This is a genomic window from Shewanella sp. Pdp11 (assembly GCF_002838165.1).
GTDB classification, from domain to species: domain Bacteria; phylum Pseudomonadota; class Gammaproteobacteria; order Enterobacterales; family Shewanellaceae; genus Shewanella; species Shewanella hafniensis.
The window spans coordinates 2,221,827-2,237,372 of record NZ_CP015194.1 but is presented as its reverse complement, the minus strand read 5'-3'; the positions used below and the strand labels follow the sequence as shown (position 1 = coordinate 2,237,372).

Below are 15,546 nucleotides of genomic sequence, written 5' to 3'. Positions count from 1 at the left end.
GTCACACCATAGCCGGCCTTAGGGTCGGCTTTTTGCGTTGATAATGCAGTGGGATAAGCCATGAAAGTGAAGCAAGCAATCAGAAAAATCATTATCTTAGGTGGCGGCACCGCAGGCTGGATGGCAGCGGCCGCCCTCGCGAATAACCCCGTATTTGCCGCCATTGAACTCTGTCTAGTGGAATCAGACAACATAGGCACCATTGGCGTTGGCGAAGGCTCGACGCCACACCTAAAACGCTTTATGGACAACTTAGGCATCAGCGAAAAAGATTGGATGGAGCCATGCCACGCCAGCTATAAAACCGGCATCGACTTTATCAATTGGAATGGTGATGGGCAGCAATACTTCCACCCTTTCTATTTTCAAATGGATGTAAAACCCGCCGAAGTTTTCTTTATCAACGCCAATGCGAGGCGCCGAGGGCATGGCAGTGCCGTTAGACCCGATGCGTTTTTCTCCAGCGGCGTACTGGCCAAACACAATCTCAGCCCAAAGCCGAATAAAGCACTGCCCTACACCAACGAATACGGCTATCACTTCGATGCCACTGAGCTGGCCAATTACTTAAAAGATTATGCCTGCCAACGCGGCGTACGGCAGATCATTGCTGATGTGGTCGAGGTTTCAACCACCCAACACCAGCAGATTGAGACGCTGATCCTAGCAAATGGCGAACGACTGAGCGCCGACTTTTTCATCGATGCCAGCGGCTTTAGCGCTAAGTTAATTCATAAAGCCCTAGGCGTGCCCTTTCAATCCTTCGCCGATGAGTTGCTCAACGACAGCGCCGTTACTGTACCCGTATTAATGGACTCCATTCAGACCCAAGCACAGCAGGCAAAGTACCATACCCGCGCCACGGCGCTCAGTGCGGGCTGGTTATGGCAAATCCCCCTCACCAACAGGCTTGGCAATGGCTATGTGTATAGCAGTCGCCACCTCAGTGCCAATGCTGCGGCCAAAGAATTGTTACACAGTGTAAATTTACCCGAGTCGACCCAAGTGCGGTTTCTTAAAATGCGGGTCGGCGTCAGTGACAAGGCTTGGCACAACAATGTGTTGGCGATTGGGCTTGCGCAAAGTTTTATCGAGCCGCTCGAAGCCACATCCATCATGATGACTCAGTTCACCCTTGAAAGATTTATGTCGTTATTCGAGCGCTATCAATTGAATAAGCAGGCAGAGACCTTAAGTCGACAAACACTCAATCAGGCGGTCATGCAGTTAGTGCTCGGCATAAAGGATTATATTCAGGCCCATTATGTCACCAGCCAGCGCAGCGAACCCTATTGGTTGGCGGCGAGAAAAGTCACCATTTCCCAAAGGCTGACGCAACTATTGCAAGCTTGGTATCAAGGGGAAGACTTTGATTTACTGCTTTACCAATACGATCAGCAACTCGCCTACTTTCGCCCTTCTTGGTATGCGCTGTTAGCGGGAATGGATTACCGCGACCCAAAACTGAAGCGCCCATTTGAGCCGATTTCAGCGGAGATCACGGCGCAAGCGATACGCTACAGCCAAACCTTAGTGGAGCAGTATTTTCAGCCTAAGCATCCGTGATAAGAATGGTTAAATTGCCCTTTGTTTACTGCTAAAGCACTGACGAAAACGACTCGGCGTGACACCTTTAAATTGAATAAAACGCCGATTAAAATTGGATAAGTTGTTGAAACCACACTGATCGCTGATGGTTGATATCGGACTTTGATTTGACAGCAGTAACTTGCACGCCTTAGCGATCCTGAGTTGATTGATAAACTCAGTTAAGGTTTTCTCGGTGCGTTTTTTAAAGAAGCGATGGAAGTGATTGGTGCTCATGTGCGCTAACTTTGCCAAATCCTGTGCCGACAAGGCCTGAGTGTAATTGTCATAGATATGCTCAATCACTTTATCGAGCTTTTTCACGGTAAAGTCGAGTTTACTACCGTGGGTAAACAAGGTACTCGACAAGAGTTCTTGCTGACTATCCTGTTGTAATAACGCTAATAATTCCAATAACAAAATATAGCGTCTAAAAGGATTGGCCGTCTCCATCGCGATAAACACACTATGGGCCTTACGCGCCGTTTCCTCACTAAACAACACACCTCGTTTGGCATGGGTCAAAAGTGAATGCAAAGACGCTAACTCACGTTGCTCATTCACAATTTGGTGTAGCCAGACCGCTGGAATTTGTGCCACATAAACGACTTCCTGCACCCTCGCATTCGAAGTGCCGTCTTTTAGCGCGTTGCCATTTGATATCTCGTCAGTTGAAACACCAAGGTTCGCCTCGGATTGCCAGCCGTGGGGCATATCTGGTCCTATGATCACTAAATCATAATCGCCATAACGGGCAATATGGTCGCCCACATAACGCATACCATAACTGTTGAGGGTTAAGCAGATTTCGTACTCGGGGTGATAATGCCAATTGAGATCCATGTGATCCCATTCATAACGAAAGTAACGCCAAGAGCTATTTTCATCGGGGATCACTTTTTCACACAGAGGTTTCATCCATTAAACTCCAGTTGCTCATTCCTTTACCTTAGCTTCAATCAGCTCTTATAGTTCAACGCCATTCACTCAAGCTAGCCGTTATGCCAACCTGTTAAATTATTCAATTACTTAGACCTTATTTTTAATGCCAGCCTTGACCTATCAGCGCGGCGAAATAGCAGTGCCACGCGCACTATTGTCTATAGCAAGTCAGCCTCACAGTGATACTAAACTCTGCTACTCCAATACTATTCTATCCAATGTTAATTAAAGGTAACTATTTTACAAGTAAACACTTTATCAGCAGAGGCTAAAACATGGTTTTCTCTATGCTCATCCGCAGCAGCTATCTGCTGCCCACTATCTACAGCAAGTATTTACAGCACCTGATGTAAATCAGCCCAATCAGCGCAAACACGATTTGACTATGTGAGAAAAGTATCGACAGAGGCACCATTCGTATCACCACCAAGGCGAGCGTCAAGCCACAATGAATTTCACTTAATTCAATTGGCTAAGCACATGAAACACAAACTCATCATTCTGTTTGTTCTCTGCACTTTCTTTGTGATTTCTTTGATGACCAACAGTATGGGGCCGATTTTCCCTGCATTAATTGACAGTTATGCTATCGGCCTGACGTTGGCGGGGTTATTTCCCTTTGCGTTTTTTATCGCCTACGGCGTGACATCGATTCCTGCGGGGATTTTGGTGGACAAGTACGGTGAAAAGCGGGTGATCATCTTAGCCTTTAGCCTAGCGTTTATCGGCGCCGTGACTTTTGTGTGTCTGCCCACCTTTAGCATCGCCATGTTTAGCCTATTTTGTATTGGCACTGGCATGAGCTTATTGCAGGTGGCAGTCAATCCCTTACTGCGCCAAGCCGCGGGGCCAGAGCATTTTGCCTTTTTCTCCGTACTGGCCCAACTCGCCTTTGGCGGCGCCGCGACCTTAGCGCCGCTGGTGTATCAGCATTTTGTCGCCTTAGATCAAGCCAGTGTTGCATCCGCCAACTATGTGCAACAGCTATTGCCAGAGAACATGAGTTGGCTCGCCATGTATTGGTTATTCGCCGTGGTCGCGCTCGCCATGGTGCTCTTTGCCAGCCTAGTGAAGATGCCCAAAGTGAATAAACTGGCAGATGAGTCGACAGGTGCCCTCGAGACCCATTTACGCCTTTTCAAAGATAAAACCGTTTTGAAATTCTTCTTCGCTATCGCCGCCTACGTTGCGCTTGAGCAAGGGCTTGCTAACAGTATCTCAGTCTTTTTGCTGCAATATCATGGTCTTGACACCTTAAGTGTCGGCGCCAATGTGGTTAGCGATTTTTGGTTTTACATGACGCTCGGCTGCCTACTCGGTTTGCTGCTACTTAAACTTATCGACAGTCAGATCTTGCTGCTCAGTTTTTCCCTTAGTTCACTGGTTTGTTTTCTGGTGGCGATTTGGGGACCGAGCCAACTAACATTAATTTGTTTCCCATTGGTTGGCTTTTTCATTTCTATCATGTGGTCGGTGATCTTCTCGTTGGCGCTCAATTCGCGCACTCAAGATCATGGATCATTCGCCGGCATTCTCTGTACCGGCATTATCGGCGGCGCGTTTATCTCGCCGATCATTGGTGTTATCAGTGAGCTGTCCGGCGAATTACGGCTCGGGATGTTAGTGCTGTTAATTCCTATGGCATACATAGGTTATGTGGCCCTAACGGCTCGTCCCTTAATTAAAAACACCACATTATTTTCAACAAAAGCGGCATCAAAGGATGACGAGCCGATGGCAACAAACAACACGAGAGGCAACAAGCTATTATGAGCGTCCTATGTTTAGATCTTGGGGGAACTAAACTGATGTTGGCACAGGTGGAAGGTAAAACCTTACTCGACACTTGGCGGTATCCTGTTCCCGCAGATGGCAATTTTGAACAATTATTAGATTTCCTCGTGACCTGTATCCACAGCCACCTCACATCTGAAACCTGTGGTATTTCCATCGGGATACCCGGCATGGTGGATATGCACAGCGGCACTTTACTCGAAGTGCTCAACATCCCTGCATTAACGGCAACGCAGTTGGCTCAGCAGCTTAAAAATACCTTTGAAATGGATGTTGTTGTGAATAACGACGCTAACCTCTTTGCCCTCGGCGAAGCTGTACTCAATCACAATCAAGACATGCTCGGGATTACCTTAGGCACTGGCGTAGGCGCTGGGGTGATTTTTAATGGTCAGTTGTATTCGGGTAAACATTGCGCCGCAGGTGAAATCGGCAGTTTGAGTTATCGCGATGGCATTATTGAGCACTACTGCTCTGGGCAATACTTCACCGTTCATCATCACATGAGTGGCGAGCATTTGTACCAAAAAGCCTGTGAAGGTGACAGCCAAGCGCTACAAGCCTTCGCCCATTTTGGCGAACACTTGGCACACATGATCGCCCAAACCTTACTGGTATACGATCCCAAAGATATTATCCTTGGCGGCTCAGTCAGCCAAAGCTTTCCCTTTTTTATTGAAGCACTTAAACAGAAATTGCAAAGCTTAGTCTATGGCCCGCAACTGACAGACTTGACGATTTCAGCCAGCCAACATCACAATGCAGCACTGATCGGAGCGGCACAATGGTTTTTACAACAAAAGGACTCAGCTAAGTGAAAGGACAAATAACACAGAAAGGGATAATAAAGTGGCAGAGGATTAAGACGGCCTTAGTCAGCGGCGTCATGGCAGTGCTTCCCGTGGCGTCGGTGCTTTCAATACTTGTAATGCCATCAGTACAGGCCGCCAATGCTGTGCAGAAGGCAAATCATGTCGCGCTGAATCAATTGGCCGATAAGCTCCAATTAAATTATCAGTTAACCGCCAGTTATCTTGAAACCTGTCCCGCTAAAGAAGCCCAATGCTATCGCTCTGCCATTGAGCTGACCTTGCCGACTCAGCTATCGAACGACAAGTTATCCAGCGAAGAGTTAAATCACGGCGACTGGCAAATTTATTTCAGCCAATTATCGCCCGTTTATTTCGTCGATGCGGGTGACTTTAGCATTGAGCATATCAATGGCGATTTACATAAAATCACTCCTAAAGCTAGCTTTAAGGGATTCGTCGCCAATCAAGTTTATCGTATTGATTTTTATAGCAAAGGCAGCCAAATCACCCGTTCCGAGTTTATGCCAAACTTCTTTGTCGCTATGGGCGATAAGGCGCAGGTCATAAAGAGCACTCAAACAAGGCGCGATAAAGAAACAGGTTTAGCCGAGCAAGACTACCTCGCACCTTTTAATGCCGAGAAACAATTCTTACTGGCAAAAAACGATGCAACCCCCTTTGCCGATGGCCAGTATTTAGCTGAGCAATATCAAGCCTTAACCGCAGACAAAGCACCTGACATTAGCGGCAAACTCATCCCCACGCCACTTCATAGCCAAAGCCTAAACTCAGCGCCGTTATCCCTTGCTAAAGGTTATCAACTCACGGCTGCGACTGTCGATTTTAAGGGGCGGCAAGCGGCGTTTGATTACCTCGATTATTTAGGCTTTTCGGCCAAGGACAAAGGCACGCCGCTATTATTGCAACTCGATACTCAAGCTCCTAAAGTCGCCAGCACTGAAGCCCATGATAGTGAAATTAAAAACAGCGAAGCCTATCGGTTAACCATAACGGCCGAGCAAATCAGTATTCGAGCGGGCAGTGAAGCGGGACTCTTCTATGGCCTACAGAGCCTAGCTGGGCTGATCAGTTTAAGTGACGATCAACTGGTCGCCATCGAGATCCAAGACCAGCCTCGCTACGCTTTTCGCGGCCTACATATCGATTTAGCCCGTAACTTCCACTCGCTCGATTTTATCAAACGCATTATTCCACAGCTCGCCGCCTATAAAATCAATAAGCTGCATTTGCACTTAGCCGACGATGAAGGCTGGCGTTTAGCCATACCCGGCTTACCCGAACTGACCGATGTGGGTGCAAAACGTTGTTTCGATTTAACCGAGCAAAGCTGTTTATTGCCACAACTGGGCAGCGGCATAGCGGACGTAAACCCCGTCGATGGCTACTTAACCGTGGCGCAATACCAAGCAATATTACAACTGGCTGATGCTCACCATATCGAAGTGATCCCTTCACTGGACATGCCGGGGCATTCACGCGCCGCGATAAAATCCATGGAAGCGCGTTATCACAATTACCTCGCCAAGGGAGACAAAGCTAAGGCGGAGGAGTTTTTACTGACTGAATTTGCAGATAAAACCCAATATTCGTCGATTCAGTATTATCACGACAATACACTCAATGTGTGCTTGGCGAGCACCTACCACTTTATCGATACTGTGATTGATGAAGTTAAAAAGATGCACCAAGCCGTAGGCGTTCCCTTAGTGCATTACCACATAGGTGCCGATGAAACCGCGGGCGCTTGGGTCGACTCTCCAGCGTGTATCGCAATGAAGCAACAAAAAACCGATGAGTTAGCCGGACTGCATTCGCTCAATGGTTACTTTATCGAGCGCGTCGCTAACATGTTGGCAGAAAAAGGGATTATTGCCGCAGGTTGGAATGATGGCATGGGTGAAGTTCGCCCCGAAAACATGCCCGCCCAAGTGCAATCTAATGCTTGGTCGCTGATTTCGGATAACGGTCATCAAATCGCCCATAAGCAAGCCAATTTAGGCTGGAAGGTGGTGATCTCAACGCCGGAAGTCACCTATTTTGATTTCCCCTATGCTAGCCATCCAGATGAGCGCGGCAATCATTGGGCCTCGAGGGGGATTGACAGTTTTAAGGTGTTTAGCTTTATGCCAGACAACCTGCCCGCCCACGCCGAGCGCTGGCGCAACACGCTTAATCAGCCCTTTACCTCAGATGATACTCAAAGCCAATTGCATGCTGGCCACGGTTTTTATGGCCTACAGGGGCATCTTTGGAGCGAAATGGTGCAATCGGATGAGCAAGCAGAGTACATGTTATTCCCGCGTATGATAGCCCTCGCCGAACGGGCATGGCATAGGGCGCCATGGGAATTAGCCTATGATTATCAAGGTAAAATCTATAGTCAGCAAACTCAACATTTTGCCCGCCAACTCAATGGCCAAGCCGAGCAAGTGCTCAAACAGGATTGGCAAACCTTCGCCGCGGTTTACGCCAATAAAGTACAACCTAAGTTAGCAAAAGCGGGGATTTTCTACCGCATAGCACCGCCTGGAATACGTGTTGAACATCAGCAGTTAGTGCTCAATAGCTTGTATCCCAATGCCGAGCTGGAATACCAACTCGACTCAGGACCTTGGCTAAGCTACCGCCATGCTTTCAAGCTTAATGATGTCAAACACATCCGCGCCAGAGTCAAAGATGGCACGCGTTATTCTCGCTCATCGACTTGGCAAAATCCCCGCGAATGATTCATCGCAAAAAAGTCGGCCATCACAAGTGATGGCCGATACATTAATTAGCTATTTAATTAATGCCGCTGGTCGATAGGTTAAGTCTAAGCTTAACGCTCTTAAATTGAGGCTTTTCAATCACAGCGCAACTCAGGCTATAATCTCAGTATTCGCGAGCACACTGTACCAGTGCAACACGCTGCCTGTGCAATGCGCTTTATCAGTGACTGTTCACCATAAAATTTTGCCTAACCTAAGGATCCACCTGCCGATGACAACTGCTTCGACTAGCCCCTTTGCCGTGTTAAATCAAACCACTGCAACCTCGTTTAATGAGCAGAAAAATCTGATTAAACGGGTATTTAAAGGTAAGCCAGTGCAATGTCCCAGCTGTAAACAGACACTTAAAGTCATATTGCCAGAGCAGGCAAAAGCCGAACAAGCCGCAGGAATATACTGTGCCAAAGGCTGTACTGATATCGAGCTGGATATGGAAGCCGTCGCGGGACTCTAGCAAATTAGAATCAACACTTTTGACTTAAAACTTTGTAATTAACACTACGGCGGTATTAAAAATAACTCGCCGTAGCAGCACTGATTGCTTAGCTATTTATTGACATTGTTCGTACGAAATTCAATCTTTTCAAGACTCAATTCTTGATAATCAAGACACTTGCCATTGCCATTCAAGCAAAGGTTCAGCACTCGCTTGCAAACCCCGGCTCAGCGTCACGTTGAATACACTTTTAGCGGGAACACTTCCCACGCCCTTGGGCGTGCCTGTCATCACAATGTCGCCCTCATCGAGACTGATAAAGGCTTGCAGCTCAGATAAAATAGTCTGAGGTTTGTAGATCATTAAATCGATATACCCCTCTTGCACCAAGTTGTCGTTGATACTCAAGGTAAAATGCAGCGGCGCCTCGGCATCATCAATCGGCACAAAGGGGCTGAATAATGCCGCACCATCGAAGGCTTTTGCCCGTTCCCAAGGTAGTCCCTTGGCTTTTAACTTGCTTTGTAAATCACGTTTAGTGAGATCTAAGCCAATGGCAACGCTGCTAAAACGGCCATCTTGAAACATAAAACACAGCTCGGTTTCATAGTGCAAGGTTTCACCTTGATGCTCAGCAAGCAGTACAGTCGAAATCGCCGAATTGGGCTTTAAAAACACCACCATGTCATCGGGTATGTCATTGCCTAACTCATGGATATGGTCGACATAATTACGTCCAATGCAGACAATTTTTGTCGGTACGATACGCTTTTCACCCAACACGACTGATTTCATTTTCAATCCTTTTAAGATACGGTCGAGATTATTTTTAAATAATCAAACCAAGAAGTTAACCTTAACTAGCGCTAAACTCTCAATAGAAAAATTCACTTTACTTGTGACGAACTCTGCTACACTTGAATTAATATTTCAATAAAAACAGCGATCTAATCATTATTAAACCCATTTTACAGGGACAGTCCTAGAAGAGGTTTTCGCACTATGTTGACGCTTACCATAAAACAAAAAATCATATTTAGCTTTAGTGCCATCGGCGCGCTGCTCATCGCTGGCAGTAGCTTCTTCTATTATTCACTCTCACAAGTACAAACCGCCTATCAAAATATCGAAACCTTAGCCGTACCCGTGCAAAAGCAGAGTAATAGCTTACAACTGGTGCTGTTAAAAATGTCACGCCTTGCCACCTTGGCCCACAGCCAGCAAGACACAGCCGCCTTAACCAAAAGCCAGCAAGCATTTACGGCGCTGCAGAAGAAATATCAAAGTATCGAAAATGAGTTAATTGAACGAGTCGCTGATCAGCCTAAAATGCAGACTTCTCTAGATGAAGCAAAAGCAAGATACCAAGCCTATTTGCAACAAAGCCAGGCCATGTTTAGCGCGAAACTCGCCAATGAACATGCAAAGCAGCAATACCAACAACTCTTTAAGCGCTTTAACGATGCCAAGACCAACGCCAGTAATGCGATGATCGATCTCGAAACCCTGTCCATCCCCGATAATCCCACTCTGCTCGAAGAGATTGTCGGTACAGGCACGCGTATCGACGACATGTTGTATACGCTAACCAACACTATGGGAGAGCTGATCCACACTCAAAGTTTGGAGGTGATCCAATCGCACCAGCAAGATGTCGGTATTTTACTGGGGAACCTCACCACTAACTTTACTTTTTTAAAACAACAAACTGATGGGCTTGATACCTTAGGCTTGCTGCAAACCTTCGAACAGCAATATGCGATTATCAATACCTTACTCGCGGCGCCTGCCGAGCTTTATAAAGCACAAGAAGCCGTGGTTGAAGCACTGCGACAATCAGAGCAGCATTACCTCGATGCCGATAAAGAATTTAACGCCAGTAACCTCGCTTTAGACAAGTTAATCACCTTAGCCGACCGCCGATTTAGCAGCCTGCAAAACATTGCCAGCGATGCCATTGAGCAAGGGCAAACCTTAGCGATAGTGCTCGCCATAGTGTTTATCCTTATGGTGAGTTTTATTTCCTTCTTTACCTCCAAGGCCATGCTCAATCCATTAGCCTTAGTGAATGGCGCGCTGGCGAGCATCGCCCGTGGGGATTTATCTAAACGCATTCATAAACGCCATGACGATGAATTTGGCACCCTAATTGATAACATGAATACCTTGAGTGACGACCTTGCCAAGCTACTCACCAATATCAGCCAAAATGCCCATTCACTGGACAGCTCTGCCACCCAAACCAACGAGCAAGGCCAGCGTATCGCCAATGCAGCAACTGCGCAAATCAGCCGTGTCGATGAAACAAAAGCCTTAGCAGAACAGATGTTTACCAGTTCAAGTTTAGTGACCGAACAGGCCAGTGAATCGGCTAAACAAATCAGCCAAGCCTCTAAATACGGTAATCAAGTGAAGCAAATTGCCGATGATAATCGCACCAAAATTGCTGAGCTGAGTGCCCGTTTAAGTAGTTCGGTTGAGGTCATGTCTCGCTTAAGCATTCAAAGCGATAATATTGGCAGCATTTTAACCACCATTAGCAGCATTGCCGAGCAAACCAATTTGTTGGCTCTGAACGCCGCCATTGAAGCCGCCAGAGCAGGGGAACATGGGCGGGGTTTTGCCGTCGTGGCCGATGAAGTGCGATCCCTTGCCTCACGCACCCAAGCCGCCACCGCTGAAATTCAAACCATGATCACGGCCCTGCAAAAAGAAACCTCAATGGCAGCGAATGCGATTACCACAGGCCAAAATCAAGCAAACGAGTGTGTCGGACAAAGCCAAAATCTGCAGGATGCTATCGCCCACATAGAAAGCACTTTGCATACACTCAATGACATGAGTCTAGAAATCACCCACGCCGCCCACGAGCAGTTAGATTACAGTCAACGTATTGAATCGAGCATGAGCGAGGCGGCGCAAGCAGCGGATCAAAATGCCAATGAAGCCATGGACATGGCCAAACGCAGCAACGAAGTCACCACGCTTGCCCATTCACTCACCAGCTCAGTGGAACGGTTTAAACTCTAGTGAGTTTAGATATTTGGGCATGTCGAAAATGGCATTCGTAGGATGACTAGGCAGAAGTTAGCGAAGTAAAAATAAGCACTTAAAAAGGATCACTGAAGTCGCAAAACCATCTTAGCGACTTCTGTGGCTGTATATCCAATGCCAACAAGTTTGCGGTTAAGCATATTCCATCAAAAATTCATCGAGCTGTTCATTGGCCATTTCAATTTCGTCGCCTTCAAACTGGGCGATATGGAACATGCCCTCGCCTTCGTTAGTAACGGGAATATTGCTGATCCCTATGATGATGCCGTCGGTTGGTGCACGAATCGCCACACTATCACCGCCGTGGGGGCTGACGATATGGGCGATAATATAACCCTTAGTCACCCGCTGGCCGAGCTTAAGCTTCATATTCACTAAACCATCGGACTCACTGCGCACCCAGTAACTGCGAATAGCGCTGACACTCGACCCCTTATTAGTCACCCGCCCTTTTAACATGCCTAAACTGCGCATCACATTGAGCACGCCCTTAAGGCCAGATTTTATCGACAATTCACTGAAACGTAGCGCCTCGCCCGCCTCGTACAAAATACACGGAATGCCCTGCTGATTAGCATAACCCCGCATGGAAACACTGCGCGCTTTTGAATGCATAATCAGCGGTGCACCAAAGGCATTCGCCATAGCCAGCATAGTCTCATCGCTGGTATCACAGCGAATTTGCGGCAAGTTGTCTCTGTGAATCGCGCCCGTATGTAAATCAATCACATGGGTTGCATGGACTAATAACTGAGTGGCAAACAGGTTGGCTAACCGGCTTGCTAGTGCCCCTTTACTGGAACCTGGGAAGCAACGGTTGAGATCGCGTCTATCGGGTAAATAACGGGATTGTTGAATAAAACCAAACACATTCACAATCGGCACCACAATCAAGGTGCCCGTCAGATTCTTGGGATTGACTCTGGCTAATAGTCGCCGACAAATCTCGATACCATTGAGTTCATCCCCATGAATGGCGGCGCAAACCAGTAAAGTTGGGCCAGGTTTGGCCCCGTGAAACACTTCTACATGAATATCGAGTTGCGTATCGGTATACAACTTAGCGGCGGCCAGCTTGATCCCCAATTGAGTCCCTGCTGTGACTCGTTTACCTGCTAATTCAAATGCTTCACGTCTTTTTACCATGGCAACTCCCTTGTACTATCGAATGTTGTCCCGCGCGGCTGACTCATATTGGCTAATAGCGCTCGGCTATCGCTTATCGCCAGATGTCTAACACTAGAAACTAAAACTCACGTGAAGTTTAAACGATTTATTGCGGCTCAAATTGGTTCAACCAAGATTTTAAAATCTGCAACAACATAGGCCTATCTTCTACGCTCACGCCCGCTAACAGCGCACTCTGACATTGAATATGCTGCGGCAATGCCTTATCAATGAGCGCCTTACCCTCAGCAGTTAACGAGACATGGACGGCGCGGCGATCTTCCTTACTGTGCTCCCGCTCAATCAGCCCCTTATTTTCGAGTCTGTCTAAACGACTGGTCATAGCGCCAGAACTTAGCATCATGCTCTGATAAAGTTGCGAAGGCGAGAGGGTAAACGGCTCTCCCGATCGCCTTAACGTCGCGAGCACATCGAACTCGCCCTGACCTAAGCCAAATTCGCCATGGCATTGCAGCAACACCACTTCGATATATTTCGTTAAACGCGCGATTCGCCCAAGCACAGCCATAGGGATCAAATCCTCAGTCACCCCTTGTTGCTGCCATTGGCCAACAATATTATCCAAACCATCTTGTCTATCCAGACCATCTGCTTTGGTGTTCGAAGCCGCTTGGTCTTTATCCGCAGGGCTTGCATTAGTATCCGCAGAACTCGCATTAGTATCCGCAGGACTCGTGTGAGTGAGTGTCATTTTCGCTGTCATAGCTTTATCTCAACATAAAGATTCTTTACATCATTCTTTACATCTTAGTCATTTTCTCGCAGAATTAAAATATCTTTATATCAAGATACATCTGAAAGAGATTCTTTTGAACTGTAGTGATACAACTTCAACCTACTGTTGTTGAAAGGAAATCACCATAAGTGCGCCCAATGCCGCTACAGATCACTCTTTCAGCAAATCAAACTTAGCTTATTTTTGGAGACAATCCATGCGGTCACCCCAGACAGAGAAAGCGAATTTATTGCTGCTCGGACTCGCGTTCATTCTTATCGGGCTAAATCTGCGCCCCATTCTCGCCTCGGTTGGGCCTTTACTGCCCAGCATACAAGAGGATATCAGCTTAAGTTTTACCTTAGCGTCTATGCTGACATTGCTGCCCGTGCTCGCCATGGGATTGGGCTGCTTTGCAGGCTTTAGTATCGCCAAACGTTTAGGATTCAATACCGTGATGACGGGATCATTGATCCTCTTGATCATCGCCACGGCGATGCGATTTTGGGCGATGGATGCAAACTGGCTTATCTGCTCGGCATTACTGGCCGGAGTCGGTATCGCCCTTATTCAAACCATCATGCCCGCCATGATCAAACTCAATTTCGGTGAACGGGTGCCATTCATGATGGGGCTTTACGTCACCGCCATTATGGGCGGCGCTGCTTTGGCCGCCAGCAGTGCGCCTTTTATCGGGATGAACTTAGGTTGGCGTGCGGGCTTAGGCCATTGGACATGGTTGGGCGTAGTGGCACTGGCGCTATGGCTGATGGTTAAACACAAAGCCGTATTAGCGAATCAAACTACGGAGCAAACTGTGCCGCTTAGCTTTTGGCGTTTTCGTCGCAGTTGGTTATTGGCGATATTTTTTGCTTTAGGTACAAGCTGTTATGTCTGCGTGCTTGCATGGTTAGCCCCCTACGCGGTCGAGCTAGGTTATAGCCAGACTCAATCTGGATTAGTGTTAGGTTTCTTAACCAGCATGGAAGTGATCGCGGGCTTAGTGTTTCCTTGGCTTGCCAGCAAGTCGACGGACAGACGCGCTATAATAGCCCTACTGTGCTTACTGCAACTCATCGGTTTTATGGGACTGGCACTCGCCCCTCAAGTGTCGCTATTTTTATGGGCGGGACTGGCAGGATTAGGCATAGGCGGGATTTTTCCACTCGGATTAATTGTGACTATGGATCATCAACAAAATCCGATGTTAGCGGGTAAATTAACCGCCTTTGTACAAGGTGTGGGATATACGATTGCCGCCATTTCGCCTTGGCTTGCCGGATTAATTCGCGATAATTTCAACAGCTTTAACAGTGCTTGGTTATTACTAGGTGGCATCAGCCTGATGGCGTGGATACTATCTTGGCAATTTAATTCGCAGGGTTATGCACGCCAATATCAAGTCGCGCGCTGCGTATCTTAAGTACCTAATCGGGTGGAATGGCGCAGCAGTTTACGGGAATAATGTCGGCATAAAAAAACCGCCATGTCGATTAACGAGCATGGCGGCTTTTTATGGTGTGCGGCTCGATAAATCGAGCACACACTAGGTTGAACTTAAGACTTTTTAACGAAGCACGTCAGGATCACAATACGAGTCCCGTTAACACGGCCTTCGATATGCTCTGGGTTGTTAGTCAAAGCAATGTTACGCACCGCTGTGCCGCGCTTAGCCACAAAGCTCGTGCCTTTCACGTTTAAGTCCTTGATGATGACCACAGTATCGCCAGCGTTAAGCACGGCACCATTGCTGTCTAGCGTTGGAGTCGTGTCGTCACCTGCTGCGGCAACTTCGGCATCACCCCACGCTTTTAAATCGTCTTCAAGGTAAAGCATATCCAGTAAATCTTGCGCCCAGCTTTCGCCATTTAAGCGCTTAAGCATACGATATGACATCACTTGAACTGCCGGAACCGGGCTCCACATGCTGTCGTTCAGACAACGCCAGTGGTTCATGTCCATGGTATCCGGTGCCGCAATTTGGCCACTGCAGGTTTCACAAATCATGATCTCATTGTCACGGCCATCGGAGGCTGGCAGATCATAAATAGAGAGTTCAAGCTCGCTGCCACACAGTTCACACTTGCCGCCACAGCGACTTAGCAATTCATTTTCAGTCATTTTTCTGTTCTATATGCCTAGTAAAACGCGGATTATGCCATAAACTGGCTTTTTTCGGCAGGGTGCTTAAGCAATATAACCCTATTTTTTATAAGTTTTATAAACCGC

Annotated in this window: 12 protein-coding genes; 7 read left to right on the top strand and 5 right to left on the bottom strand. The window is 47.3% G+C overall.

The genetic code is table 11. From position 1 onward, the window contains the following. Positions 1-60: 60 nt before the first annotated feature. Positions 61-1,566: a tryptophan halogenase family protein gene (locus AYJ58_RS09950; RefSeq protein WP_106649981.1), complete on the top strand. Its 1,506-nt coding sequence runs from the start codon at positions 61-63 to the stop codon at positions 1,564-1,566. Between the two features lie 9 nt (positions 1,567-1,575). Here AYJ58_RS09950 and AYJ58_RS09945 read toward each other — a convergent pair whose 3' ends face one another. Further along, the gene (locus AYJ58_RS09945; RefSeq protein WP_106649980.1) at positions 1,576-2,505 is read right to left on the bottom strand and encodes an AraC family transcriptional regulator; all 930 of its coding nucleotides are present in this window, start codon (positions 2,503-2,505) and stop codon (positions 1,576-1,578) included. A gap of 504 nt (positions 2,506-3,009) precedes the next feature. Here AYJ58_RS09945 and AYJ58_RS09940 point away from each other — a divergent pair. The 4 genes from AYJ58_RS09940 (at position 3,010) to AYJ58_RS09925 (ending at position 8,378) form a co-directional block, all read left to right on the top strand. Next, complete coding sequence (locus tag AYJ58_RS09940) at positions 3,010-4,302, top strand: MFS transporter (RefSeq protein WP_106649979.1); 1,293 nt, start codon at positions 3,010-3,012, stop codon at positions 4,300-4,302. Then, on the top strand, positions 4,299-5,141 hold the full coding sequence (locus AYJ58_RS09935; RefSeq protein WP_106649978.1) for an ROK family protein: 843 nt from the start codon (positions 4,299-4,301) through the stop codon (positions 5,139-5,141). The genes AYJ58_RS09940 and AYJ58_RS09935 overlap by 4 nt, the downstream gene beginning before the upstream one ends. Next, the gene (locus AYJ58_RS09930; protein WP_106649977.1) at positions 5,138-7,882 is read left to right on the top strand and encodes a family 20 glycosylhydrolase; all 2,745 of its coding nucleotides are present in this window, start codon (positions 5,138-5,140) and stop codon (positions 7,880-7,882) included. The genes AYJ58_RS09935 and AYJ58_RS09930 overlap by 4 nt, the downstream gene beginning before the upstream one ends. Positions 7,883-8,135: 253 nt before the next feature. Then, on the top strand, positions 8,136-8,378 hold the full coding sequence (locus tag AYJ58_RS09925) for a hypothetical protein (protein WP_006080930.1): 243 nt from the start codon (positions 8,136-8,138) through the stop codon (positions 8,376-8,378). Between the two features lie 150 nt (positions 8,379-8,528). Here the strand turns inward: AYJ58_RS09925 and AYJ58_RS09920 are convergent, their stop codons facing one another. After that, on the bottom strand, positions 8,529-9,155 hold the full coding sequence (locus AYJ58_RS09920) for a fumarylacetoacetate hydrolase family protein (protein WP_106649976.1): 627 nt from the start codon (positions 9,153-9,155) through the stop codon (positions 8,529-8,531). Between the two features lie 207 nt (positions 9,156-9,362). Here AYJ58_RS09920 and AYJ58_RS09915 point away from each other — a divergent pair, with 207 nt between their 5' ends. Next, the gene (locus AYJ58_RS09915) at positions 9,363-11,390 is read left to right on the top strand and encodes a methyl-accepting chemotaxis protein (RefSeq protein ID WP_106649975.1); all 2,028 of its coding nucleotides are present in this window, start codon (positions 9,363-9,365) and stop codon (positions 11,388-11,390) included. 156 nt (positions 11,391-11,546) lie between these two features. Here the strand turns inward: AYJ58_RS09915 and AYJ58_RS09910 are convergent, their stop codons facing one another. Both AYJ58_RS09910 and AYJ58_RS09905 read right to left on the bottom strand, forming a co-directional pair. Next, complete coding sequence (locus tag AYJ58_RS09910) at positions 11,547-12,560, bottom strand: succinylglutamate desuccinylase/aspartoacylase family protein (RefSeq protein WP_106649974.1); 1,014 nt, start codon at positions 12,558-12,560, stop codon at positions 11,547-11,549. Positions 12,561-12,687: 127 nt separating this feature from the next. Then, positions 12,688-13,305, bottom strand: a complete 618-nt coding sequence (locus tag AYJ58_RS09905; RefSeq protein ID WP_106649973.1) for a MarR family winged helix-turn-helix transcriptional regulator — start codon at positions 13,303-13,305, stop codon at positions 12,688-12,690. 229 nt (positions 13,306-13,534) lie between these two features. On the opposite strand from AYJ58_RS09905, the gene AYJ58_RS09900 reads away from it, so the two are divergent. Then, complete coding sequence (locus AYJ58_RS09900; RefSeq protein ID WP_106649972.1) at positions 13,535-14,740, top strand: MFS transporter; 1,206 nt, start codon at positions 13,535-13,537, stop codon at positions 14,738-14,740. A gap of 134 nt (positions 14,741-14,874) precedes the next feature. On the opposite strand, the gene AYJ58_RS09895 is transcribed toward AYJ58_RS09900, so the two are convergent. After that, on the bottom strand, positions 14,875-15,438 hold the full coding sequence (locus AYJ58_RS09895; RefSeq protein ID WP_106649971.1) for a PhnA domain-containing protein: 564 nt from the start codon (positions 15,436-15,438) through the stop codon (positions 14,875-14,877). Positions 15,439-15,546: the final 108 nt, after the last annotated feature.